The sequence below is a fragment of the Polaromonas sp. P1_F4 genome (genome assembly GCF_056405675.1).
In genome coordinates, this window is record NZ_JBFUBP010000001.1 from 793,035 (window position 1) to 818,373 (window position 25,339).

A 25,339-nucleotide genomic window follows, 5' to 3' on the forward strand; every position below is an offset into this window, starting at 1 on the left:
AATATGGCAGTGGTAGACATTCAAGTTCCTGATATCGGGGATTTCGACGAAGTGACGGTGATTGAGCTGATGGTCAAGCCCGGCGATACCGTGAAGGCAGAGCAGTCGCTGATCACCGTGGAGTCCGACAAGGCCTCCATGGAAATCCCCTCCAGCCACGCGGGTGTGGTGAAGGAGCTCAAGGTCAAGCTCGACGACAAGGTCAAGCAGGGCTCCGTGGTCCTGACGCTGGAAGTGGCCGGCGCCGAAGCCGCCCCGGCTTCAACGACAAAACCGGCTGCAGCGCCCGTTGCGCCAGCGCAGGCAGCTAGCAAATCTGTAGCAGCGTCGGCGCCTGCGCCCGCTGCTGCCCCGGCCGCTTCCGGTCCGGTGGAAGTCCGTGTGCCCGATATCGGCGACTTCAAGGACGTGTCTGTCATTGAAGTCCTGGTCAAACCTGGCGACACCATCAAGGCCGAGCAGTCGCTGATCACCGTCGAGTCCGACAAAGCCTCGATGGAAATCCCGTCGTCTGCCGCCGGTGTGCTGAAAGAACTCAAGGTCAAGATGGGCGACGTCGTCAACATCGGCGACCTGCTGGCCATCCTGGAAGGTTCTGCGGCTGTGAGCGCATCGCCTGCGCCCGCGCCAGCCTCCGCTGCAGCGCCTGCCGCAGCATCTGCTGTTGCCCCTGCACCGGCAACGTCATCTGCTTCAGCGAGCCAGCCGGCCCACAACCCCACCACCGCGCCTCAAGGCAACCTGCCGCATGCATCGCCCTCGGTGCGAAAGTTTGCGCGCGAACTCGGTGTGCCACTGGCAGAAGTCAAGGGCAGCGGCCCCAAAGGCCGCATCACGCAAGACGACATCCAGGCCTTCACCAAGTCGGTGATGGACGGCAGCGTGCGCACCCAGGCGCAGGCCGCCAAAGCGCCCGCATCTTCGGGCGGCGGCGCAGGGCTCGATTTGCTGCCATGGCCCAAAGTCGACTTCACCAAGTTTGGCCCGGTCGAGCGCAAGGACCTGTCGCGCATCAAGAAGATCAGCGGCGCCAACCTGCTGCGCAACTACGTGATGATCCCGCACGTCACCAACCACGACGACGCCGACATCACCGAGCTGGAAGCCTTCCGCGTTTCGACCAACAAGGAAAACGAAAAAGCGGGTCTGAAGGTCACCATGCTGGCTTTCCTGATCAAGGCCAGCGTTGCGGCGCTGAAGAAATTCCCCGAGTTCAATGCTTCGCTCGATGGTGACCAGATCGTCTACAAGCAGTACTACCACATCGGTTTTGCCGCCGACACGCCCAACGGGCTGGTCGTTCCCGTGCTGAAAGACGCCGACAAAAAAGGCGTGCTGCAGATCAGCCAGGAAATGGGCGAGCTGGCCAAGAAGGCGCGTGACGGCAAGCTCACGCCAGCTGAAATGCAAGGCGCCAGCTTCACCATTTCGTCGCTGGGCGGCATCGGCGGTCGTTACTTCACCCCCATCATCAACGCGCCGGAAGTCGCCATCCTCGGCGTGTCCAAGAGCCAGATGGAGCCTGTCTGGGACGGCAAGGCCTTCCAGCCGCGCCTGATGCTGCCGATGTCGTTGGCCTGGGATCACCGGGTGATCGACGGCGCAGGCGCTGCGCGCTTTAACGCTTACCTGGGCCAAATCCTCGCCGACTTCCGCCGCGTCCTCCTCTAAACGGGGCGGAACCATGACAACACTTGTAGTCGTCAAGAAGGCGGGGCAGGTTGCCATCGCCGCCGACACGCTGGTGACCTTCGGCGACACCAGCCTGGGCCACCGGTTTGAAGCCAACAGCAAGATCTTCAAGGTCGAAACGCCTGCCGGCCTGAGCTATGTGGGCATGGCCGGTACGGTGGCGCATTTTCCGGTGCTGCGCAAGGCCATGGCGGCCTTGCCCAAAGAACAGCTCAAGCTGGGCTCGCGCGACGAGGTGTTCGACACCTTCGTCAAGCTGCATCCCATGCTGAAGGAAACGTTCTTCCTGCAGACCAAGGAAGACGACAACGATCCCTACGAGTCCAGCCAGTTCACGGTGGTCATTGCCAATGCCAGCGGTATTTACGGCCTCTACAGCTACCGTGAAGTCTTTGAGTTCAAGGAATTCTGGGGCATCGGCTCAGGCCGCAGCTTTGCGCTCGGCGCCATGCATGCCGCCTGGGACAAGGCCAAGACTGCACGCGAAGTGGCCATGGCCGGCCTGAATGCGGGTTGCGAGTTCGACAAGAACTCCGCCGGACCCATCGACATATTCACCCTTAAATTGAAAGCCTCCAAATGAGTGCATCCCCTGTGATCGACATCAAGGTACCGGACATCGGCGACTTCGACGAAGTGTCCGTCATTGAAGTGCTGGTCAAGGCCGGCGACACCATCAAGGCCGAGCAGAGCCTGATCACCGTTGAAAGCGACAAGGCCTCGATGGAAATCCCGTCGTCAGCTGCCGGTGTGGTCAAGGACATCAAGGTCAAGGTGGGCGACAAGGTCAAGCAAGGCTCCGTCGTACTGACGATGGAAAGCAGCGGTGCTGCCGCTGCGCCCGCAGATGCGGCACAAAAACAGGCTGCAGCGCCCGCAGCACCTGCGCAAGCAGCTCCTAAAACTGTAGCAGGCCCTGTCGCAGCAGCAGCCCCGGTTGCCGCAAGCTTCACCGGATCGGCCGACCTGGACTGCGACGTGCTGGTGCTGGGCGCCGGCCCCGGCGGCTATTCCGCCGCTTTCCGCGCCGCCGATCTGGGCCTGAAGGTTGTGCTGGTGGAGCGTTACGCCACGCTGGGCGGTGTCTGCCTGAATGTCGGCTGCATTCCCTCCAAGGCCTTGCTGCATGTGGCCGCGGTGATGGACGAGGTCAAGCATTTCGACAGCCTGGGTGTGAGTTTTGGTGAACCCAAGCTCGACATCAACAAGCTGCGCACGCACAAAGAAAAAGTCGTCGGTAAGCTCACCGGCGGGCTGACGGCCATGGCCAAGATGCGCAAGGTCACCGTCGTGCGTGGCCTGGGCCAGTTCGTCGGTGCCCATCACCTGCAGGTTGAAGAAACCAGCGGCGCTGAAGGCCAGGAGAAAACCGGCAAGAGCCAGACCATTGCGTTCAAGAACTGCATCATCGCCGCCGGTTCGCAAGCTGTACGCCTGCCTTTCATGCCAAACGATCCCCGCGTGGTGGACAGCACCGGCGCGCTGGCGCTCAAAGAGGTACCGAAACGCATGCTGATCCTGGGCGGCGGAATTATCGGCCTCGAAATGGGCACGGTGTATTCCACCCTGGGGGCACGCCTGGACGTGGTCGAAATGATGGACGGCCTGATGCAGGGCGCCGACCGCGACCTCGTCAAGGTCTGGCAAAAGATGAACGCGCCGCGTTTTGACAACATCATGCTCAAAACCAAAACGGTGGGCGCCAAGGCAACCAAGGCAGGCATCGAAGTCACGTTTGAGTCCGCGGAAGCAGGCGGCAGCGCCCCGGCCCCGCAGACCTATGACCTGGTGTTGCAGGCCGTGGGCCGGACACCCAATGGCAAGAAACTGGCTGCCGAAAAAGCCGGAATCACGGTCTCCGACCGCGGCTTCATTCCGGTTGATATCCAGATGCGCACCAACGTGCCGCACATCTTCGCCATCGGTGACATCGTGGGCCAGCCCATGCTGGCGCACAAGGCCGTGCACGAAGCGCACGTGGCTGCTGAAGTCATTGCCGGTGAACTGCAGGGCAACAAGGAACTGGCCAGCGCCGCCTTCAACGCTCGCGTGATCCCCAGCGTGGCTTATACCGACCCCGAGGTGGCCTGGGTGGGCCTCACTGAAGACCAGGCCAAGGCCGAAGGCATCAAGGTCAAAAAGGGCCTTTTCCCCTGGACGGCTTCCGGACGCGCCATCGCCAATGGCCGCGACGAAGGCTTCACCAAGCTGCTGTTTGACGACAGCCCTGAGGCGCACGGCCACGGCAAGATCCTGGGCGGCGGCATTGTCGGCACGCATGCCGGCGACATGATCGGCGAGATTGCACTGGCCATCGAGATGGGTGCAGACGCCGTTGATATCGGAAAGACCATCCATCCGCACCCGACGCTGGGCGAAAGCATCGGCATGGCGGCGGAAGTGGCGCACGGCAGCTGCACGGATTTGCCGCCAGCGCGCAAGTGACGCTGAATAGTTGCCAGAGGCGCTACTAAGTCAGTAGCCGGCCGCGCAGACACCGCAAGGGTTGCGCGGCTTTTTTATGGGTTGAGTTTGAACGCAGTCCTGAGAGAGCCTTGCGCAACCCAAGGCCGACGTGTAGCTGGAGCCTTGCATGCGCTGGGGCTGCGCGTGACCTATCTTCAGGTAAAAAGTGCCTCTGGCCCTTATCGGGCGAGCGCAAGCAGCTATTGAATTGATAGCGTGTTGCATCCTCTTGGTTGGCATATTCTTTTGATGTGTGCGGCAGCGTAGGCCGTACATCAAAAGCATTCCCTGTTGTTTTGGCACCTTCACAGCGCGGGACAACACCTCGTTGCCGAGGGCAAGCCATTAGAATTTCGACGACGCCAGCATTCCAAGTGTTGCGAGCGGGACGCGATTCGTTGCTGCCTGTCCGCACCATGGGGTACCCCCATGGTTGTTTTGTACTTTGCGATTTCGGCGCGTGAGCGGACTGCGCATTCTGCGCACCCAGCTCACGCAGGACCTGCTGGTTGGGATGCCGGCGTCAACCCAATTCCATGCGCGAAGCCAGCTTCCGACATTTGATTGCACGCGGCCTGGCTCGCGCACTGCTCGCCGACGCGGACAAGGCGGGCGGCACCACCTTGGGCACCCTTCAGGCCAGGGCAGCATCAGCCCTCGGGCAACGCCCCGCCTGGCTTCGGGAGTTGCTTGAGCCGCTGACTCTGCTTTCGACCATCACCTGGCAAAAATTTGACGTCACTTCGCTGGCGCGGCGGCTGGAGGCATCCCATGCCTTTGACTTGGCCTTTGGGGAGGAGGGTGATGACGACGAAGACGCAGAGCCCAATGACTCCAGCGCGCCGCAAGCCTCGCAGCCGGTTGATGACCGGGATGATCCCGAACCGGAAAGGCCGCCACGAATTCGCCGATTAATCCTGCGACCGGCGGTGATGCGGCCCCGGCCGTTGGGGCTGGAGGCTTGCACCTTGCCCGACATTGCAACGAATGCGGATCTTGCATGCTGGCTACAACTCCCCCCCGAAAAGCTGCGCTGGCTGGCTCCGGCGACGCCGGCAGTTGTTGAGCACTATCGCTACAGCCTGCAGCCCAAGCAGACGGGTGGCCTTCGGTTGCTGGAGACGCCCAAAGCAGAGCTCAAGCGGGTGCAGCGCCACATCCTGCATACGCTGCTGGGCCAGGTGCCTGTGCACGAGGCCGCACACGGCTTTACCGCTGGCCGTTCAGTTAAAACCCATGCGGCAACCCATGTTGGCCAAGCTGTGGTGATTCGTTTTGACTTGCGCGATTTTTTTGGAAGTGTAGGGGCGGCCCAGGTCAATGCCGTCTGGCGCACGCTGGGTTACCCCGAAGGTGTGGCGCGAAGCCTCACCGCGCTCTGCACACACCGTACGGCCGCGATGGTCGTTGAGCGCTTGCGCGACGATGGCGGACTTGACTGGATAGGGGCCAAGCGCCTTGGCTCTGCACATTTGCCGCAAGGCGCGCCCACCTCACCGGCGCTGGCTAATCTCTGCGCTTTCAATCTCGATTTGCGGCTTGAGGGACTGGCCTGGGTATTCGGCGCGAGCTATACGCGCTACGCCGATGACCTGGTATTTTCAGGTCCCGAGTCGCTGCGACGGAAGTTTCGCGCCCTGCACGCCTGGGTCGCAGAGATCGTCCGCGATGAAGGCTTTACCCTGCATCCGGACAAGACGCGTTGCCTGCCCCGGCATCAACGCCAGCGCGTGACCGGGGTCGTGGTCAACGTTAGACCGAATGTGCCACGTGATGATTTCGATCGGCTTAAAGCGTGTTTGCATCAAAGCGTGCTGCATGGGCCAGCATCACAAAACAAAGACCGGCTTGCCGACTTTCGATCACACCTGTTGGGCCGGATCGGTTGGGTCGGGCAATTCAGCCTGGCGCGGCAGGCGAGACTCATGCGCCTGTTTGAGCAGATCAACTGGTCGACCTGAAGGCCGCGAGGGCCGCGGAAGCGGCGCACCGCAGTTGTACGAATTTGCCGCCGGCGCGCGGCGCTAGCGCGGGGACGGCATGAGCCGTTCCTGAACCAGCTTCAGGGCGTCCGGCGAGACGCTCTCTTCGCCGCGGAAGGGGTGGTCCATCGCGGCGATGAAAAACAGCATCAAGCCGACAAAACTCGCCAGGATGCCCGACAGCACAAGGTGTAGTGCCAGCCGGTCCATGGAAAACAGCCACAGCAGCGAAAAGTTCAGCGCCGCTCCCAGGCACACCACCCACCACAGCACACCCGAGAGGGAGGTGCTGACGCTTTGCAGGCGCGCATACCGGGCCTCCAGAAAGCTGTTGAATTGCCGCAGTGTTTCGGCATGCAGGATTTCCTGGGTCCGGCTGGCGGGGGTAAATGACAGCAGCTTTTGATGAAGGTCTGAAACGCGCGTGGTGCCGCCAGCATGCAGCCGTCCTTGCCGCTGCTCGGGCCAGGCTTCGACGATCAGAAAGCGTACGTAGTCCCTCATCTGGCCTTCCAGGGTGGCGCGCGCAGGCTCCGGATAGTTCGACAAATCACGGTACAGCGCCGCAATGGCGGTGGCCTCCTTGCCCACGGCTTTTTCTGCATCCGCGAAGTTCTGGTAGGTGGCAACCGCGATCAGGCCCAGCATCAGCCCGTAGAACACCCCATAAGCCGAAAGAAAGTAGCTGACAAATTCATTGGCGTCCGGCTGCGGGCCCACCCACTTGCGCATCAGCGGCCGCAGCAAAAGCAGGCCACCCCACGTGTAGGCCAGGCAGACGGCGCAAAAAAGCAGCGCCAGCATCCAGTGGGGTATGTCGTAGATCCAGTAGAACATGGTACCTTGCCTCCTCTTTGTGTGCCGAACTCCACTCCGATGCGGATGATAACCACGGTTGCATGTCGGAAGCTTTCGGCCCGGCGGTCCCGGCAAATGCGGGGCAGTGCTGCGGCAGGGATTGAATACCTGAAAAATGTTGAAGTGAAAGTTGGCTGAAAGTCCTGTAAATACTGAGCAAGCAGCGATCAATTTAATAGCTAACTCGCTTTACGTGAACCTCAGGGCGTACACCGGGCGACTCCAGCGCTGTGCCTTTCGCGTGGACATTCAGCTCAAGTTCCACCAGCTCCTGCGCGTAATAAGCAAAAGCCTCTGCCCGCGCTCCGGCACGCACACGAGCGCCTCTTTCAGGGGCCGCTCACGCGGCCATCTGTACGGCGTGCCGGAAGATATCGCCCGGCGTGCTCATCCAGACCTGGCCCCGGTCACGTGCGGCGGCGACATGCTGAAGCGCGCGCCGCAGGTGGCGCAGGCGGTAAGGCTGGCCGACGATGTAGGGGTGCAGTGCAATGCCCATCACCAGTGGTGCTGAACCGCTGGCCTGCGATTGCTCCAGCATCTCATCAAGCTGATCGATGATCATCTGCGCAAAGTCTTTGCCGTCCATCTGACGCGCAATGATCATCGGGATGTCATTGAGTTCCTGCGGGTAAGGCACAGCCCACAAAGCCTTTCCGCTGCGGGTGCGCATTGGCAGCGGCTGGTCGTCGTGGCACCAGTTCAGGGTGTAGCCGTAGCCGCTTTCAGCGAGCAGGTCAGGGGTATGCAGGCTTTCCGAAATCCACGGTGAAAGCCACCCGGCGGGGGACTGGCCGCTCTCCTGTTGCATGCGCGTGCGGCACTGCACCAGCAAGCTGCTTTCGTCCGCTTCACTCATGGCGGCCTGGCGTTCGGCGTTGGTGTGGCCATGGCCGACCAGTTCATCGCCGCGCGCTACGCAGGCAGCCACCAGCTCGGGGCAGTGGTCATACAGTGCGGTGTTGATCAGGGCGGCCGCCGGCAGGCCCAGGCTGTCAAACAGCTTGAGGCAGCGCCAGCTGCCCACGCGGTTTCCGTACTCGCGCCAGCTGTAGTTCAGGACATCCGGCTGCGGGCTGGCCGGGCCGATGGTGGCACCCATGCCCTCGCCGAAGGCAAAGTGCTCGATGTTGAAACCCAGGTAGACAGCCAGACCAGCGCCGTTGGGCCAACGATAAGGTTTGCGCTGGTTGATCGCCTGGTAGTCAAAGCGATTGTGCGTCGGCAGGGCGCCGCTGTAGCTTGCCGCCATCAGCTGATCACAGCACAGCCAGGCCTGCCCGCACCAGCAGCCATTCGGCGCTGTCGTTCCACACGTCCATGTGTGTGATCAGCCCGCTTTTGACGACATAGCGGTCCACATAGCGGTTGCCTTCAAAAGGCGTTCCGTCAGGCCATTCTCCGTACAGGGTTCCCAGGCTGTAGACCACCGCTTCGTCGGGGGCGGAGCCGTTAGAGCCCGCAGCAACCGTTTCGGTGCGCTCAATCCTTTTTTTCACCCATTTGTAGCGCGATGCATTGAATTTGGTGCACTCAGCGGGGGCGCTCATGGCCCGGCCGCCGGTGAAAAGAATCTTCATGCCGGGTGCCGTGAACCGGCTGGCGGCCACCGGGTCAGGAAGCATGATGAGCCGGAGAAACTCATTGACCACATCGGCAGCGCTTGCCGTGCCGCTGGAAAAGGCGTGGGTGCTGTTCACTCAGGGTGCTCCTGCGGCTGTCGTTGCCGGAAAAATCATGTTATCACCTCGACGTTGGCCAGCTTGGCCACGCTGCGCCAGGTGTCGATCTGCGAATTGATCAACTGAACGAACTCGGTGCCGACCACCGCATTTTTGCGTGGCAGGGTCTGGATTTCTTCCAGTCTGGCTGCGATGTCCGGTTTGGCGAGAATTTCAGGGATCAGTGCCGTCAGCCGCGCAAGAATGGGCCCAGGCAGGCCTTTGGGCGCTGACAATCCCAGCCACTGGGACCCCGTCAGCTTGGGGAAGCCGAGCTCGGCAAAAGTCGGAATGTTGGGAAGCGCCTGCAGGCGGCTGGGGGTAGAGACAGCCAGCGCGCGCAGGGACCCCGCCTTGAGTTGCGCCACGTTAGTGGTGATGGGATCGAGCAGACTGTCGATCTGCCCGCCCAGCAGATCCTGCATGGCCGGCGCGCTGCCTTGGTAGGGGATGTGGTCGTGTTGGGGTGCCTTGCCTTCAATCTTGAGCATTTCGCCAAACAGGTGATTGGCAGAACCGATGCCCGATGAGCCATAACGCACAGGCCGGGTCCTGGCGGCCGTCAGGTATTGCTCCAGGGTCTGGAAGGGCGACTGCGCCCGCACCAGCAACACCATGGGCGCTTCAACCAGCATGCCCATGTGAGAAAAATCATTCACCGGGTCAAAGGGCATGACTTTGCGGGTGGCTGTGGCATAGATGTGCACCGACGCATGGCTGACCAGTAAGGTGTAGCCGTCGGCGGGCTGCTTGGACACATAGTCGGTGCCGATCAGGCCGCCCGCACCCGCGCGGTTTTCCACCACGACGGTCTGGCCCAGCGCCTGTGACAGGTGCGGCGCCATCATGCGGGACACGGTATCAACCAGACCGCCCGGTGGGAATTGCGCGACCAGTCTGATCGGCCCACGCGAAGGCCAGGCGCTTTGGGCGCTTGTCCATGCTGGAGCGGTCAGGGCAGAGATGCCGGCGGCCAGGACGTGACGACGTTTCATGGAGTGCTCCTGAAGGGCTGAAGGCTGCATTGGCAACCATCAACAGGATTGAAAGCGGGGAAGCGGCTGATGACATCTGGCGATCAGCAACTTGTGTGCCAATTCGACTGTTCAGGCATTCGCGCTTTGGAGCCGGGTTTTCTTTGTGCCCCGACGCTGGCACCAGGAGGTGCCTCCCGGCCCGGTCGTGTGACGGCATAAGCCTCATGGGACGGAAAGCCGGCACTGACCCGAACGGAACGGGCCCGGTTTTGAGATGATAAAAAGCGCAGCAGCCCTTCGCCGGATTGCTCAATATGCTATGTAATTGATAGCATCCGCAGTACTGCCGCTCAAATCACGGCCGCACACCGGGCGACTCCAGTGCCATGCCTTTCGCGCGGACATTCAGGTACAGCTCAAGCTCCACGAGTTCCTGCGCACCATACGCAAAAGGCTCGGCGCGCACGCCGCTCATGCAGCCACGCAGGCGGCGCTGCAGCGAGCCCATGGCCTGCCACTCGAGCCTGTACACCGGATAAGCCGTTGGATGTGCCTCTGGAATTACGCTGCTGGCCAGCCGCCTGCCGGCCAACCCGTCATGGCATTGCGCGCACGAAAGATTCAGCTGGCCCATGCGCTGCGTGAAAAGCCGCTGCCCGCGCTGGCGGAAAGGCTCAAGCCGGGCATCCTGGGACGGCGATATTGGCAGACCGCGCGACTGCAGCGCGACATAGCTCTCCAGGCTCAGCAGCTCCTGGCTTTCGGGGCGCAGCGGGGTAGCCTGCTGGTGCTGCTGGCGGCACTGGTTGATGCGTTGGCCCAGGGTGATGGGACGGCCCAGCTTGCTGTCAAACGCGGGGTAGCGCGCTGCCACGCCGCGCATGCTGTCCGGCGCTGCCGCGTGGCAGCTCGCACAGGCTTTTCCGCTGACACCTGTTGGCTGCTTCCACAGCGCTTCGCCGTCCTTGACCCACAACATGCCGGGATTGAGCGCATCGTCTTTCTGCATGGCTTGTGTGGATGCGCCCATATAGTCAAAGCCCGAGCGGCGGGTGTCTTTGCCTGGAGCTGTCTGCGCGCTGGCATTGCTGATCAGCAGACCCAACAGCATGCCTTGCAAAATCCGCATCATGGCGAGACGGTCAGGTTGATGCTTTCAGTCTGTGCAAAACCGTTGTCGCCCTCCCAGCGAAGCACCAGCGTGCCGCTGTCGGTGGCCACAGTGTGGAAGGCGAGGTAGGGGTTGGCCGAGACGGCCGAAAACAGCTCGGCGCTAAAAACCAGCTCGCCGTTGTATCGGCAGCTGAAGGTCTGGATGATGTTGCGCGGCAGGACCTTGCCGTCCTCGCCGGCGCGAAAACCGGTTTCCATCGGGTGGCCTATGGTCGCGCGTATCTCGATGACTTCACCGCGTCTGGCGGTAGTTGGGGCATTGATGAGTGTGCGTGCCATCAGGGATCGCCTTCAATACAAGCCGCCAGGGTCACGATGACATTGACGGTGTGCGACCAGTAGCTGCCGTCGCTCATCTGCGCGACGGCCACAAGCTGTTGTGAGGTGGCCAGGCGTATGCGCGTGGTCACGGCGGCCTTGCCGGCGCGTGGCCCCAGCGTGAAGCGGGCTACATCGCGCTGGGGGTTTTTCTCGTTGAAGACGGCAATGCTTTTCACATGGTCGGCCGCCGTCATTGGGCTGTCCACCGTGACGGTGATGGGTACCACATTGCCGTTGTCGACCAGCTCGGCGATGTCAAGCTTGACTTTGCCCGCTCGTACCGGAGCGCTTAGGGTATAGGTCGCCACCGCTACCGCCAGCTCACCGGTCTGCGCCGCTGCGGGACGCAAAACGACGCTCAGGCCCATGCTGGCCGCGCCCGCCAGAATCTGGCGCCGATTAAAAGAAATAAAACGGCCTGCTGTGGTCATGAGTTCACTTCAGTGTGAGCAGAAAGGCCACCACGTCTTCAATTTGCTGGGCGTTCATGATGGGCTTGCCCTGCCAGGCCGTACCCACGCGCACCAGGCTGTCGTTGCGGTAGTAGGCGGGCATGATGCTGGCCGGGTTCAGGCGCTGCGCGTCGGTAATGCGCAGGCGCAGCTGCCCTTCGCTCCAGCGTGCGCCCGCGCCCGCCAGGTCGGGCGCCAGGTTGCCCTGGAAGCGCTCTTCGGGAATGGGCCCGGTGTGGCAGAGCAGGCACAGGCCGTGTTGACGGCTCGCGACGATGGCGCGGCCGCGTGCCGGGTCGCCGGGCGTGACCGTCAGTGCCTGGGGTATCGCGTCGCCAACAACCTGCAGCGGCGGGACGGATTGTTGCGCGAAACTGGTCCAGGGTGCCAGCATCATCACCCCGCCGGCGATGGCGCCACGCCAGTTCATGCCTTTTTGAGGTCGTGATTCTTCAGCGGCAGGTCGCGTATGCGTTTGCCCGTCGCCGCGAACACGGCGTTGAGCACTGCAGGCGCGGCGACCGCGATCGTCGGTTCACCGACGCCGCCCCAGAAGCCGCCCGAGGCAACGATGATGGTCTCCACCGCAGGCATGTGCTGCATCTGCACGACGGGGTAGGTGCTGAAGTTGTCCTGCTCCATGCGCCCGTCTTTTTGTGTGCACTCGCCGAACAGCGCCGCCGACAGGCCATAGGCAAAGGAGCCCTCGACCTGCGCCTCGATCTGCTGCGGATTGACCGCATAGCCTGGGTCGGTGGCGGCCACGATGCGGTGGACCTTGAGCACGCCGTCGCTGCTTACTGACACCTCGGCGCAGGCCGCCACGTAGCTGCCGAAACCCATGGTTTGTGCCAGGCCGCGGTAAACCTTCTGGCCGGCTATATCGGGCGGCGGCACGTTCCACTTGACGCGCTCGGCCACGGCATTGAGCACCGCCAGGTGCTTGGGGTGGTTCGTCATCAGCTTGCGCCGCAGGGCCAGCGGGTCCTGCTTGGTGGCAACCGCGATTTCATCGATGAAGGATTCGAGGTAAATCGTGTTCTGGTTCAGGTTTACGCCGCGCCAGAAGCCGGGCGGCACGCTGGGATTGCGCATCGCGTGGTCGATCAGCAGGTTGGGGAAGCTGTAGCCAATGGAGGCTTCAGGCCCCGGCGCGTTGAGGCCCTGGAACTGCACCGGGTCGAGCCCGTTGCGCACGTTTTGCGGCGCCACGCCGGCCAGGATGGATTGGCCCGAGATGCGCATGTGCAACGCGGTGACGTTGCCCTGCGCGTCCAGCCCGGCCTGCAGCTTGCACTGCGTGACCGGGTGGTAGCGGCCATGCAGCATGTCTTCCTCGCGCGACCACAGCAGCTTGACCGGCACGCCAGGCATCTGTTTGGCAATGTCCACGGCCTGGCGTACCCAGTCGTGCACCGCGCCGCGCCGCCCGAAGCCGCCTCCCAGGTGAATTTTGTAGACCTCGCATTTGCCGGCCGGAAGGCCTGCCGCTTCAGAGGTGGCCGCCAGAGCCGCTTCACCGTTTTGCGTGGGAGTCCAGACTTCACAGCGCTCGGGCGTCCAGCGTGCCGTCGCATTCATGGGCTCCATGGTCGCGTGGTTCTGGTGCGGGTAGGAATACACCGCCTCGATGCGCCTGACCGCCGACGCCAGCGCGGCTTTGGCGTCGCCGTTCTGGTTGCCAACGGCCGCGTCGGGCGCGTCCAGTCCGGCCTTGAGCATCTGGGCCACGCCGGCGCTGGAGTTCGAAGCGTTGGGGCCGTTGTCCCATTCGATGGGCAGCGCGTCGAGTGCGGTCTTGGCGCGCCACCAGGTGTCGGCCACGACGGCCACCGCGCTGTCTCCGACCGCCAGCACCTTCTTCACGCCGGGGCGCTTTTCAACCGCGGCGGCATTGAAGCTCTTGACCTTGCCGCCGAACACCGGGCAGTCCTTGATGGCCGCGTTGAGCATGCCGGGCAGTTTCAGGTCCGCGCCGTACACCTGCTTGCCGGTGACCTTGTCCAGCGTGTCCAGCCGCGCCAGGCGTTTGCCCACGAGCTTCCAGTCTTTCGGGTCCTTCAGCTTGACCTCGGCGGGCGGCGCCACTTTGGCTGCCGCGATCGCCACTTTCCCATAGGTGGTTTTGCGGCCCGATGGCGTGTGGGTGATCACGCTATTGGCGGCGGTACATTCGGCCGCCGGCACCTTCCATTCGTCGGCTGCGGCCTGCACCAGCATCATGCGGGCGGTGGCGCCGCCTTTGCGCACGTAGTCGTGCGATTCGCGGATGCCGCGGCTGCCGCCGGTGGAGAAGTTGCCCCAGGCCCGGTTGCGTGCCAGGTTCTGGCCGGGTGTCGGGTATTCGGTGGTGACCTTGGCCCAGTTGCATTCCAGCTCTTCGGCCACGAGTTGGGCAAGGCCGGTCAGGCTGCCCTGTCCCATTTCAGAGCGTGCGATACGGATGACCACCGTGTCGTCGGGGCGCACCACAACCCAGGCGTTGATCTCCGGCGAGGCTGCGCCTTGGGCAGCCGCCGTGCCGGCGAACGGAATGTGGAAACCTACGATGAGGCCGGCCGAGGCACCCGAGGCCAGGAAGCGGCGGCGCGAGAGACGCAGAGAGTTTGCGGAGGGCAGGGGGGTGGCGCTCATGTCGTGCTCCCGTCGGTGTGTTGAATGGCGAGCGCCGCGCTTTTGGTGTTACCGCCCGCGGCAACAACCTTGATGGCGGCGCGGATGCGGTTGTAGGTGCCGCAGCGGCAGATGTTGGTCATCGCCTCATTGATGTCGGCATCGGTCGGGTTCGGTTTGGCCTTGAGCAGCGCCGCCGCCGTCATCACCATGCCGCACTGGCAATAGCCGCACTGCGGAACGTCCAGCGCAACCCAGGCCTTTTGTATGGGGTGCGAGCCGTCCGGCGACAAACCTTCAATGGTTACGATTTTTTCGGTCGCACTCACCGTCGAGACGGGCCGCACGCAGCTGCGTGTAGGCACGCCGTCGATGTGCACGGTGCAGGCGCCGCAAGCCGCGATACCGCAGCCGTATTTGGTGCCGGTGAGCCCAAGTTGTTCGCGGATGACCCACAGCAGCGGTGTGTCGTCCTCCACTTCAAACTCACGCACAGTACCGTTGACGTTCAGTTTTGCCATGGATGCGCTCCTCAATATTTGAAGGAAGGATGGGCCGGATGACTGGAAGCGATAGTAGCGCCGGTGCCGGGCGAATGCACCTGTGACCGCTATACCTGAGTAATGTGCTGACCTGAAACGGTCGACAAAGTTCAGCCGGGTAAACCCTTGTGATGGCCGGCAAGTTGTCTTAGTGCACTTCCGCGAGTGGCAGCCCCATGAAGGCCGAGTAGCGCTGCGCGGCCAGGCGCAACGCGCCGGCGCTGCCGCGCGGCAGCGGTGCGAAGGGCATTGTGCTGATACTGAGCGCGCCTTTTTTTACCTGCGCCTGCCAGGTGCCGGCCACGCGCCCACCGACCAGCAGCGCCGGGCGGAACAGGCCATTGGGCGTCATGAGCTTGCCAGTATGTTCGCTGTCGATGATGGCTTTGCGGTCCGTGTAGCCCAGCACGTATTCGTCGAAGCCGGCGAGCAATTGAAGCGCGGGCCTGCCGGCTGGCGGTAAAGGCGTGCGTTTGGACCACCACACGGTGTCTCCCTCAAACAGCGCCTGTGCCAGGCCGGTTTCGGCCATCTCCAGCGCCGCCCTGGCTTCGCCGGCGGCCAGCCCTGACCACCAGGAAAAATCGGCCAGCGTGGCGGGGCCATGGCTGGCAAAGTAGCGCTGCGCCAGTTGTTTGAGTGCGTCCTCGCGAGGCAACTCCTTGCCGGCTTCGAGTCCGGGAGGCAGCCATTCATCGAGCAGTGTGTAGGTGGCCTGCTTGCTGCGCGGGTCGCCCAGGCAAATCAGTCCGACCTGGGCCGCGCGGTACAGGATGCGCCCTCCGCGATGGCCTTCAGTGTTGACGCGATGCTGCGCGAGCGTTGCAAAAAGTTCCAGGCGTGTGAGCTGCTGGCCGCCTTCCAGGCACTGCCGGATGGTCGGAAGGATTTTGCGGAAGGCTGCCTCATCCAGCTGGACCTCACGATAGGCTGCCGCGGTGCGGGTCAGCAGAGCCGGCGCGGCCAGGGCCAGCAGCCAGCGCAGGTCGGCGGCCGTCACCAGGTGCAGCGTGCCGCGCAGGACCCAGCTGCGGACCACCTTGCGTTGGGACAGCGCCTGCTCGATCGACGCATCAGTGATGGCCGCAGCGGCTGCGAAGCGCGAGCCAACTGCCCATCGGGCGTGGGCATATTCCTGTGCCTGCACAGCACCAAACCACTGCACGGCCTGATCGGCGCGTTTGAAATTTGAGGCCTCAGGCGGGGCGGTTGCAACAAGGCGCTGGCTGGCCTGCCGCAGCGCGAGCAGTTCCTGCCGCGAGATCTCCGCCATGCTCAGGCAACGTTTTCAAGCATGGCGAGCATGCGACTTTGCCAGGCTGCGGGAGAAAACCGTTCACGCAGCAGTTGCTGCGACGCCTGCACCATGGCCTGGCGGCGGGGTACGTCTGCCAGCAGGTCGGCGCATGCCAGGGGCATGTCCTTGAGGTCTGCCATGACCAGGTGAACACCCGGCTCGATGCCGAAATCTTCGCCACCTTCAAAGATGTCGGAAACGACGGCCGTGCCGGCCGCCCAGCTTTCGAATGTCCGGAACTGGTCGAAGTAAGTGTGTTCCGGGTCGGCATGGATGTTCAGGTTGATGCGCGCACCGGCGCGGCAGGCGTCGCGCGCGGCGCCCCACAGTCCGCTCCAGACGAACTCGGCCTTCAGTGCAGGAGCCGTATGGGCGAAGTACTGCTCGGCATCCCTGCGCCGGGGCGTGTCGCCACCCATCATGATGATGTCGCGGTTTCTCTGTGCCTCGGGAAGGGGCGTTCCCACATGTTTGCCGGCGACCATATAGGGCAGCTGGTAAGTGGCAAGTGCCGGGAAATGCTGTGCGAGGTAGCGTGCTATGGAGGAATCCATCGCCAGCACAGCGTGCAGGCCGGGTGCGATGGCGTCGAAAAGACCGGTCTTGTGCCGATGCACGGTAGCCAGTGCATTCTTTGTCAATGGATCAAACATCCACAGCACGTGCTTGCCGTTGCGCGGCAGGCCTTGCACGGAAAAACGGGGCAGTGCATAAATTCCGGCAATCAGCAGGTTGATGTCGCAGTGGCCGACATCGGGCAACGGCGCGTCGGTGCTGGTGCCCAGGTCAATGAACTCCACGTCATGGCCTGCCTCCACCAAAACGTCCATCCACAAGCGCGAAGCGTTGCCAAACAAGGTGTCGATGTCGGTGTAGATGTGGATTTTCAACGCGTCTTCCTGCGGCTTCTTCGTGTTGCTCTTCAGCTTATAGCGCAAGGCGCCGAGGTGGCCAGGGCCGAGCGGGCGTTGGCGATCCGCAAACAGACCCAGGAGTCATTGCCGCTGTGATCTGTTGTCATCGCCGTTCGACGGTCCGAATGGCGGTGCTTGTCGTTCCGGCAATGCCATCCGTGCGCCGTATCGGGGACCCGCAGCAAAACTTTACACAACGCACCTGGATTTCCTGGGGAATTCTTCGCCGGCAAGAAAGATTTTCAGTAAGCCAAAGGTAACTGAATGTATGTCTTTCTGGCTCTAAATGTAACCAATAGGGCCGCGTAATGTGGGCAGAAAAGCCCTTTTGGTAAAAATTGGGGCGAAATGATTACATAAGACCGTTGGTAATTAATCACTTTTTCTCCCTTGTATCAGGTTTCACAATTGGTTACCGTGAATTAGTTCACAAAAAATACTACCGGCAAGTGTCGAATCACAACACCTGCAGGCACTTCGGAAACCTTGATTTTCAACGGGGCTGGCGATGAAGCGTATCGATCATGTGGGCGTGCATAGCGTGTGGACTGGTGCTTTCTCTGTGCTCATGGTCATTTCGACAACTGCGCTGGCGCAGCAACCGCCATCTACCGTCGACCCTGGCCGGGTTCGCGAACGTTTCGATTTCCAGCCGGAGCCTGGCACCTCACCGGCACCTCCGGAAATCAGGACCGAGCCAACAGGGCCTTTGCCTGAATCGCTCAGGGCCATTAAGGTCACGCTCAGGCGCATTGATATTGAAGCCCGCACCGTGCTGCCCGGCGGCGTTCTTCAGGCGCACGCAGACAGCTACACCGGACGTGAGGTTAGCGGCAGCGAGATTCTGCAACTTGCGTCCTCGCTTACCGCGATGTACCGCAATGCAGGCTACATCCTGTCGCTGGTGGTGGTGCCGCCGCAGTCTCTTGCCGACGGTACGCTCACCCTGCGTGTGGTTGAGGGCTACATCGACAAGGTGAACATTCAGGCGGGGGACGATGTCAGTGCCCATGTGAAGGAGCAACTCGCAGCCATCGGCGAGAAGATCAGGGCGTCACGGCCCATTCAGGGCCCCGTGCTTGAGCGGTATCTGTTGATCGCCAATGATTTTCCGGGGATCGAGTTGCGCAGCGTACTTACGCCATCGCAAACGCCGGCAGCGGCCGACCTCACCCTGATTGCGCAGGTGAAAACCTTCGAGGGTTTTGCGACCGTGGACAACTACGGTTCCAGGTACCTGGGGCCAGATCAGCTCACGATTGGGCTGGTCGGCAACCAGCTCCTGGGTGTGAACGATCAGTGGCGGGTGATTGGCGTGGGTACGGGTAATTCCGAAATGGCCTACGCCCAGCTGTCTTATAGCCAGGTGGTAGGTGCCAACGGGCTCAAGTTGTCGGCGGCGGTGTCAAGGGCCCGTACCCAGCCGGGCGACATCCTCAAGCCGTTTGATGTGCGCGGCAGCGCCGACGCTTTTTCCCTCTCCATGAGTTACCCATGGCTAAGGACACGCAACGAAAGCCTGATTGCACGCGCTACCTACGACCACTCCGACGTGCACACCGATATTTTGGGTACGCGGGTGATCGAGGACCGGATACGGGCATTGCGCCTTGGTTTGAGCTGGCGCTTGCTGGACAGCCTTGATGGGCAAAATAATCTGGAGCTTGACTTCAGCCAGGGACTGGGCGGAACTGAAGAGTCTGACCTGCTTAAAAGCCGGGCGGGTGCGAAGGGCGTTTTCAACAAGCTGGTTTTTGACTATGAACGCACCCAGTTCTTTAACTCCAACTTGAGCCTGGTGATCGGTGTGGGTGGGCAGTGGGCCAACACGCCGCTTCTTTCTTCCGAACAGTACGCCCTTGGTGGCCGTCGTTATGGGCGTGCCTATGAGCCCGCTGAGCTGGTAGGCGAACGCGCTCTTGCCTTCCGTATCGAGCAGCGTTATGCCGGGGCCATCAACTCGCCAGGCTTCAGGTCTTACCAGTTGTTCGGCTTTTACGACATTGGCAAGGTATGGAAACTGGGCCCGCCAACGCCCGGCTTGCCCAGCAGCCAGAGCCTGGCTTCGGCTGGCCTGGGCATACGGCTTTTCATGCAGAAAAACACGGTGGCGAGCCTGGAGGCGGCATTTCCCCTGACCAAAACCATAGCGAGTGACGCAGGCAATCCCAGGGACGTCAGGCTTCTGGGTTCCTTGCTGGTTCGGTTCTGAGTCTTTTTTTGTTTAACGGCTTTTTCCTGAATTGAGGTGACTCCATGAAAACGGTTTTTCGGCCCCATAAGTCCCCTGTGCTTAACCGAACGCAAAAATCCAGAGCCTTCATGCTGAAGGCCTTGCCGTCGGCACTGATGCTGGTTTTTGCGCAGCCTGGCTGGACGCAGGCCACCATTAATACTGGCGCGCTGGCCGGTTTGCCGGTCAACGGCAATGTGACCGCAGGAGGTGCGGGCGGTGCTATGGAAGCGCTGAATAACGGTACCCAACTTACCATCACGCAAACCACCAATCGAGCCGTCATTCGCTGGGATTCGTTCAATATCAGTGCCGACAATACTGTTCGATTTGTCCAGCCGAGTGCGACCGCGGCCGTCCTGAATCGTGTGTCCGGTTCGGCCAATCCTTCGGAAATATTTGGCACGCTTACTGCCAACGGCATCGTGATGCTGATGAATCCCAACGGCATTGCGTTCAAGCCAGGTTCCTCCGTTAATGTCGGCTCCCTTATCGCCACCACGGGGGTGATCGATGAGAACCATTTCCTCAACAGTGGCAACGGAAACGGAAACGGAAACGGGAATGGAAACGGGAATGGAAACGGAAACGGAAACGGGCCGATCCAGGTTCGCATTACGCCAGGTACGGGGAGCGGCATTACCAATGAAGGCACTATCACCGCGGCCGATGGGGGCCTGATCGCTCTTGTGGCACCGTCGGTGGTCAACAAGAAGCCCGCTGTTGGGCCGGGCGGGATCATCACTGCGGTCAACGGGGTCAACGGGACCATCGCCTTGCTCGGCACCGACGCAGCCACCATTTCACTGAACAACGGGCTGTACGAGTTCGCGTTGCCCCCTGGCGCAACGGGAGTTGCTGTGTCGAACCTGGCCGGCGCCAGCTTGAACGCCGCGAATATCCACCTCGGCGTAGGGGATGCAGCCAACCTGTTGTCGGGTGTGATTAACCTCGAGGGCGTGCAACAGGCGACCAATGCCATCACCGTTGATGGTCATACCGTGGAACTCAAGTCGGCGTTGCAGGCGACTAACGTCGTAAGCGGCAATTCCAATATTGTGAATGTTTACAGCGGAGCGCGCATTCAGGACGCCGTCAAGATCGCCAAAACCGGCACACCGGGTGATGGCGCGACTGTCAATGTGCAAGGCGGCTCGTATAACGAACAGGTGGCCCTCAACAAAGCCAACATCACCCTCAATGGCCGGAACGGCGCCACGCTCAACGTGGCAGAGGGGCAAACCGGGGTGGACATCACCGCCAATGGCGTAACACTTGACGGCATGCAGATCACGGGTCCGAACAGCCAGAACTATGCTGCCATCAACTGGACCGGCCTGAGTACAACCGGGGTCAAGGTCGCTTCTGGCGTGACCGACGCGACCATACGCAACAACACGATAAAAAATATCCGAAGCGGGATTCAGGTCACCAACGCCTCAGCCACCATCACTGGGAACACCATCGAAAACACCAAAGGTGCCATTCTTGTTCGTTCGAACAATGTGACCATGTCGGGCAACTCCAGAGGGACGTTGGGCAATGAGTGGGACATTGTTTTCCTGGACGGCGTCGCCAGCGGGTCTTATTTTGGTTCTCCACTTAACAGCGAAGCGCAGTATGGCGCCGGCATGATGGCCATGTCTGCGGCCAATGGCGACATGCACATTCTTGATCGCCGCTACGGCCTCAATGGGCTCCTGGGTTCAACGCCGCAGTTTGCCAACCGCTCGCATGTCACCGTTCGTTCGGGGGAGAGTTTCACCGCCGCAGACGACTTCAATCTCGGCAATGGCCTTGGCAATGATCGGCAGCCGCTGGGCACCATAAGCGACGGCATCAAGGCGGTCGTTTCTGGCGGGGTTGTTGACGTGAAAGCCGGTACCTACGCCGAGAGTCTGAGCATCACAAAGGCACTGACCCTGCACGGAGCGGGCGCAGGGCAATCCGTCATCACACCGGCGGCCGGTGACGCTGTCACAGTGAACGGCAATATTGGTACGTCGTCGGAAGTACTCATCGACGGCTTCACTTTCCGCAGTGCACCGGGTTCAGGCGTGCGGGTGGCAAATAACACGGTCCTTCGCAAACTGACCGTCCAGAACAGCGATTTTCTTCATAACGGGAAATTCGGCTTCTTCGCCGACGGCTCGGCGACGGCAGGTATTCCAGGGCTTCAGAATGTTTCGCTTCTCAATAGCACGTTCACAGGCAATGGCGCGCCCTACACAAGCGCGACCTCGCTAGGCATGGGCGACATCAACTTCAACTATTACAACGGTAACGCAACGCTGAAGGATCTGCGAATAACCGGCGAGACCGAATTCGTTGGGATCCAGTTCCGCGGTTACCACGATAACGTTGCGAGTGGAGGTGTTCATGATGCCGGCAGACTTGAGTTCGATAACGTCACCATTGAAGGAAGCTTCCGCCGCCCGAGCGGCAGTGCCGGAAGCTGGAATCCGCAAGGCCCGGGTGATGCGGTTCACCTGCTTGAGTACGGGTCAGTTGCCAACGTATCGTTCAACAATGTGGTCATCAATCCGTCGGTGGGCCACGGCATGTTTCTGGAAGGGCTGGGCTCAACACTGGACATCGGCAATACCCGCTTTGGCGCGCCCGACAGCGTGATCTCCGGCACAGGCAGTTCGACGCGGTCGTGGAATATCTATGCAGGCGCCAATGACCGGAACAACGTGAAGACAAATGTCAATGCATCAAGTGCCAGTTTCACCGGGGCCGCCAATGGCTTTGCCATCGAAGATCGCGTTCACCATGCGCTTGACGTCGCGGGACTTGGTGTCGTCAGCTGGGACGCAGGCAATGTTTATGTCACCCAGGCCAGCGGCAGCATTCAGCGCGGGGTGGATGCCGTGGTTGCCGGCGGCACGGTGAATGTGGCCGGGGGCACCTACGTGCAACCCACCACGCTCAATGTCGACCGCAGCCTGACGCTGTCCGGCTCGGGTCAAGGGGCGACCACGATTGACGCACACGACGTCAGTGGTTACGGCATCAACGTGACCGCCGACAACGTGTCACTCAAAGACTTCACGCTCTATGGCCCGAGCGCCAACGTGGCCGGATCCTACGGTATCAAGGTGGCACCCGTCGGAGACGCATCAGCCCGGCTACGCAACTTCTCGATCAGCAACGTCACCAGCCGGGGCGCGGGCAGGGCCGAGTTGGACCTTAACGGTGTTGACGGCGCGTTGATAGACCGTGTGACGGCCGACGGTGCGCCTGTGGGCAACAACAACGGCACAACGGAGGGTGCCGGCATACAGCTGACCGACAGCGCCAACGTGACGGTCAGCAACTCGACCACCCGCAACAACAACTGGGGCGGTCTGGCGCTCTACCAAGCCAACCATTATTACAACCAGCAGGTGAACAACATCACGGTGGCGAACAGCAACAGTTTCACCGAACGCAATCCGGTGTACATGCAGAATGAATCAGCGAACCCCAACTTCGGTGCGCTCAACATCGCGGGCTTTGACTTTGCCGTACGCAATGCCGGCACGGTAGACAACAACCAGTACACCTGGCTGCAGGCTTCGCAGCAGAACGCCCTGGACTACGCCGTCAATCTGGGTAGTGCGGGTTCCAGCTACGTTCAGGGCTGGAACGGCGCGCAGGCCACGCAGGACTTCCATGTGGGCATCGGCAACCTGCTGGGCGGCGGGACACAGGCGCTGTCCATCGGGACGGCCATGGGCAATGCGGCAACCGGCGCCAATATCCGCGTGGGCGCCGGCACCTATGCCGAGAATGTAGTGGTAAACAATCCCTACAACCTGTACTTCGGCGGCAGCACGGTGCACAGTCTGGCGCTCAACGCTGGCGCAAGCGGCTCCGGCATCAGCGGTATGGTGACGGCCACCGGTGTGGTCGCAGAAGACGGCGTGAGTGGCTTCCTGTTCAATGCCGGGATACCCGATCCGGGGGCGCCCAATGCCAGACCACCGGTCCGCCTGCTGGGCGACACAACGCTGGTCACACTGGGCTCCGACATCACGCTGAACGGCGATATCCAAAACGCCGGCGCCACGGCCAGCGCGCTGAGCCTGGTCGCCGGATCGGGCGCCAACCGCGGCAATGTGCACATGCTGTCGGGTGGTACCGAGGCGAATGCACTCGGCCAGCTTGAGGTGGTCTCCAACCGATACAGCCTGGAGAGCACGCTCTGGGTCAAGGGCTATGGCATCAACGCCCTGGGCAATGTCGCGCTGAGCAACCACACCTTGCGCGGCCAGGACGCCAGCGTCACCAACACGCTGAACGCCGGCGGCGACGTGAGCGGCTCCACCATCAGTCAGGGTGCCGTCCAGGTCACCAGCGGCGGCGATGTCTCGGCTAACGTGACGGCCAGCGAAGTGGCGGTGGCCGCCGTAGGCGACGTAAGCGGCACCACCACCAGCCAGGGCAATGTGCAGATCAGCAGTAGCACCGGTGACATCAGCGGCAACATCACCGGCAACAACGTGGTGGTGCAGGCTCAGGGCGACGTGAGCGGCACCACCACCAGCCAGGGCAATGTGCAGATCAGCAGCAGTGCCGGCGACGTCAGCGGCAACATCTCCGGCACCAATGTGGTGGTGCAGGCGCAGGGCGACGTGAATGTCGTGGTCACTGCCAGCAATTCGGCATCGCTGGCTGGCGACACCGTGGTGGCCAACGTGGTCGCGCCCATCATGGCCGTGGAGGCCGTCACCGAGGCGAAGATTTCCGGCATATCCGCCCAGGTGAGCATTGATTCGCCAAAAGGCAGCGTCAGTGGAGACTTCGGGCAGGTGACCAATTCGGGCGGCGGCCTGGTCAATGTCAACGGCAAACCGCAGGGCAACCAGCAGCTCTCGTCCAATGCCGAAAATAACCGCGTGATTCCGGCCGGCAACAACGCCGCTGACAACGCCGGGGCCGGGGCTGACGGCGCAGGGGTAGCAGATACGCCGACGCTTCAGCTGGCGCTGGCCGGTGAAGGTCAGACCTCTCCGGTTTCGAGCACCCCTGCTAAAGCGGGTGACGCCCTCGACAACGGTCAGGCCGTGGAACTGGACATGTCGCCAGGCAATGGGAAAGAGAAGGATTGAGGGCTGGCCGGTGAATTGCCGGGCTGGGTGCAGGGCCTGAGCTTGACCTGAAGATTGGCGTCGATGCGACGCCTGTGCCTTTGATTCCGGTTTAATTCCGGTACTGTTCCTGTTGCATCATCAGCTCAGCCTGCCGCGCAACCGACACCTGCGGGGTTGCCGCCTGAGCGGGCGGCTTGTCCGGCGCAGTAGCTTGCGGCTGCTGTGGGCGGGCGGGCAACGCAGCGGCGCGTGGCGTGGTCTCTTGTGCCACCCCGTTGGATGGCTGCACGCGGCGGGCGCCGTCAAAGCGGCGCTGCCAGTAGCTCACACCCATGCTTTCGACACGTACTTCAGCGCCGGGCTTGGGGGAGTGGATGAACTTGCCGTCGCCGATATAGATGCCGACATGGCTGAAGGCGCGCTTCATCGTGTTGAAAAACACCAGGTCGCCGGGCTGCAATTCGGTCTTGTCGATGCGCTGGGTGGCGGCGGCTTGCTGTTCGGCGCGGCGGGGCAGCAGTAGCCCGACGCTTTGTTCGTAAATGGCGCGTACAAAACCGCTGCAGTCAAACCCGGTTTCAACGGTGTTGCCGCCACGTTTGTAGGGCACGCCCAGGAAGCCCATGGCGTTGACGACCAGCTCGGAAGCCTTGTTGGTGACGCTGTGGCGGACGTTGTCAATCTGGGTCAGCAGGCCCTTGTCGGCGAGCAGTTTGTCCATGTCGTTGTCGCCGCCTGAATTGCCGGGTGCCGCATGTGCGCCGGCTGCCAGCAGGGCGGCAGAGGCTATGACGAGGGCAGGGGCAATCATTCGCATGGCGCCAAGCATACTTGACGGATTAGTCCTACGTCAACTCATGTTGTTTCTTGATAACGTTGACAAGCCATTGATTTGTAACGAATTTGTAGGGGATTACCCCGTTTATTACCCCCGGATGCCATGTTTTACACCGCATAAACCCGGCCTGGACGCGACCAAAAGGCGGTTTTCCCGGTCAAATGGGCTTGATGGGCCGATCA

At 61.8% G+C, this 25,339-nt stretch carries 18 protein-coding genes and 1 pseudogene; 6 read left to right on the forward strand and 13 right to left on the reverse strand.

Going from position 1 to position 25,339, the window contains the following annotated elements; genetic code table 11:
- Positions 1–3 precede the first annotated feature (3 nt).
- The 4 genes from aceF (at position 4) to AC1DYQ_RS03715 (ending at position 6,119) form a co-directional block, all read left to right on the forward strand.
- Entirely contained in the window at positions 4–1,671 is a 1,668-nt protein-coding gene (gene aceF, locus AC1DYQ_RS03700) for a dihydrolipoyllysine-residue acetyltransferase (protein ID WP_477685616.1), read from the forward strand.
- A 13-nt stretch (positions 1,672–1,684) separates the two neighbouring features.
- Positions 1,685–2,275 carry an MFS transporter gene (locus AC1DYQ_RS03705; RefSeq protein WP_477685617.1) on the forward strand — a complete coding sequence of 197 codons (591 nt, stop codon included), beginning with the start codon at positions 1,685–1,687 and terminating at the stop codon, positions 2,273–2,275.
- Entirely contained in the window at positions 2,272–4,137 is a 1,866-nt protein-coding gene (lpdA, locus tag AC1DYQ_RS03710) for a dihydrolipoyl dehydrogenase (RefSeq protein WP_477685618.1), read from the forward strand. Before AC1DYQ_RS03705 ends, lpdA begins: the two co-directional genes overlap by 4 nt.
- 707 nt (positions 4,138–4,844) lie before the next feature.
- Positions 4,845–6,119, forward strand: coding sequence for a reverse transcriptase family protein (locus AC1DYQ_RS03715; protein WP_477685619.1), 1,275 nt, complete (start codon positions 4,845–4,847; stop codon positions 6,117–6,119).
- A gap of 63 nt (positions 6,120–6,182) precedes the next feature.
- Here AC1DYQ_RS03715 and AC1DYQ_RS03720 read toward each other — a convergent pair whose 3' ends face one another.
- The 12 genes from AC1DYQ_RS03720 to AC1DYQ_RS03775 form a co-directional block, all read right to left on the reverse strand.
- Complete coding sequence (locus AC1DYQ_RS03720) at positions 6,183–6,977, reverse strand: bestrophin-like domain (RefSeq protein WP_477685620.1); 795 nt, start codon at positions 6,975–6,977, stop codon at positions 6,183–6,185.
- 361 nt (positions 6,978–7,338) lie between these two features.
- Positions 7,339–8,250 carry a polysaccharide deacetylase family protein gene (locus AC1DYQ_RS03725; RefSeq protein WP_477685621.1) on the reverse strand — a complete coding sequence of 304 codons (912 nt, stop codon included), beginning with the start codon at positions 8,248–8,250 and terminating at the stop codon, positions 7,339–7,341.
- 7 nt (positions 8,251–8,257) lie between these two features.
- Positions 8,258–8,623 (reverse strand): nuclear transport factor 2 family protein, encoded by a 366-nt coding sequence (locus AC1DYQ_RS03730; protein WP_477685860.1) that lies wholly within the window; start codon positions 8,621–8,623, stop codon positions 8,258–8,260.
- Positions 8,624–8,733: 110 nt separating this feature from the next.
- Positions 8,734–9,714, reverse strand: coding sequence for a Bug family tripartite tricarboxylate transporter substrate binding protein (locus tag AC1DYQ_RS03735; protein ID WP_477685622.1), 981 nt, complete (start codon positions 9,712–9,714; stop codon positions 8,734–8,736).
- Positions 9,715–10,051: 337 nt separating this feature from the next.
- Positions 10,052–10,828, reverse strand: a complete 777-nt coding sequence (gene soxA, locus AC1DYQ_RS03740; protein WP_477685623.1) for a sulfur oxidation c-type cytochrome SoxA — start codon at positions 10,826–10,828, stop codon at positions 10,052–10,054.
- Positions 10,825–11,148 (reverse strand): thiosulfate oxidation carrier complex protein SoxZ, encoded by a 324-nt coding sequence (soxZ, locus tag AC1DYQ_RS03745; RefSeq protein ID WP_477685624.1) that lies wholly within the window; start codon positions 11,146–11,148, stop codon positions 10,825–10,827. The genes soxA and soxZ overlap by 4 nt, the downstream gene beginning before the upstream one ends.
- Positions 11,148–11,621, reverse strand: coding sequence for a SoxY-related AACIE arm protein (locus tag AC1DYQ_RS03750; protein ID WP_477685625.1), 474 nt, complete (start codon positions 11,619–11,621; stop codon positions 11,148–11,150). Before AC1DYQ_RS03750 ends, soxZ begins: the two co-directional genes overlap by 1 nt.
- A 4-nt stretch (positions 11,622–11,625) precedes the next feature.
- Entirely contained in the window at positions 11,626–12,072 is a 447-nt protein-coding gene (soxX, locus tag AC1DYQ_RS03755; protein WP_477685626.1) for a sulfur oxidation c-type cytochrome SoxX, read from the reverse strand.
- Entirely contained in the window at positions 12,069–14,276 is a 2,208-nt protein-coding gene (locus AC1DYQ_RS03760) for a xanthine dehydrogenase family protein molybdopterin-binding subunit (RefSeq protein WP_477685627.1), read from the reverse strand. Before AC1DYQ_RS03760 ends, soxX begins: the two co-directional genes overlap by 4 nt.
- A complete protein-coding gene (locus AC1DYQ_RS03765; protein ID WP_457280590.1) occupies positions 14,273–14,776 on the reverse strand; it encodes a (2Fe-2S)-binding protein in 504 nt (167 codons plus the stop codon). The genes AC1DYQ_RS03760 and AC1DYQ_RS03765 overlap by 4 nt, the downstream gene beginning before the upstream one ends.
- A gap of 169 nt (positions 14,777–14,945) precedes the next feature.
- Positions 14,946–16,070: a winged helix DNA-binding domain-containing protein gene (locus AC1DYQ_RS03770; RefSeq protein WP_477685628.1), complete on the reverse strand. Its 1,125-nt coding sequence runs from the start codon at positions 16,068–16,070 to the stop codon at positions 14,946–14,948.
- A 2-nt stretch (positions 16,071–16,072) separates the two neighbouring features.
- Positions 16,073–16,984 carry a glycosyltransferase family protein gene (locus AC1DYQ_RS03775; RefSeq protein ID WP_477685629.1) on the reverse strand — a complete coding sequence of 304 codons (912 nt, stop codon included), beginning with the start codon at positions 16,982–16,984 and terminating at the stop codon, positions 16,073–16,075.
- Between the two features lie 532 nt (positions 16,985–17,516).
- Here AC1DYQ_RS03775 and AC1DYQ_RS03780 point away from each other — a divergent pair.
- Complete coding sequence (locus tag AC1DYQ_RS03780; RefSeq protein WP_477685630.1) at positions 17,517–19,220, forward strand: ShlB/FhaC/HecB family hemolysin secretion/activation protein; 1,704 nt, start codon at positions 17,517–17,519, stop codon at positions 19,218–19,220.
- 44 nt (positions 19,221–19,264) lie between these two features.
- On the forward strand, positions 19,265–24,337 hold the full coding sequence (locus AC1DYQ_RS03785; RefSeq protein ID WP_477685631.1) for a beta strand repeat-containing protein: 5,073 nt from the start codon (positions 19,265–19,267) through the stop codon (positions 24,335–24,337).
- A 226-nt stretch (positions 24,338–24,563) separates the two neighbouring features.
- On the opposite strand, the pseudogene AC1DYQ_RS03790 reads toward AC1DYQ_RS03785, so the two are convergent.
- Positions 24,564–25,136: pseudogene (locus tag AC1DYQ_RS03790) on the reverse strand (C40 family peptidase); the annotation flags it as partial.
- Positions 25,137–25,339 lie beyond the last annotated feature (203 nt).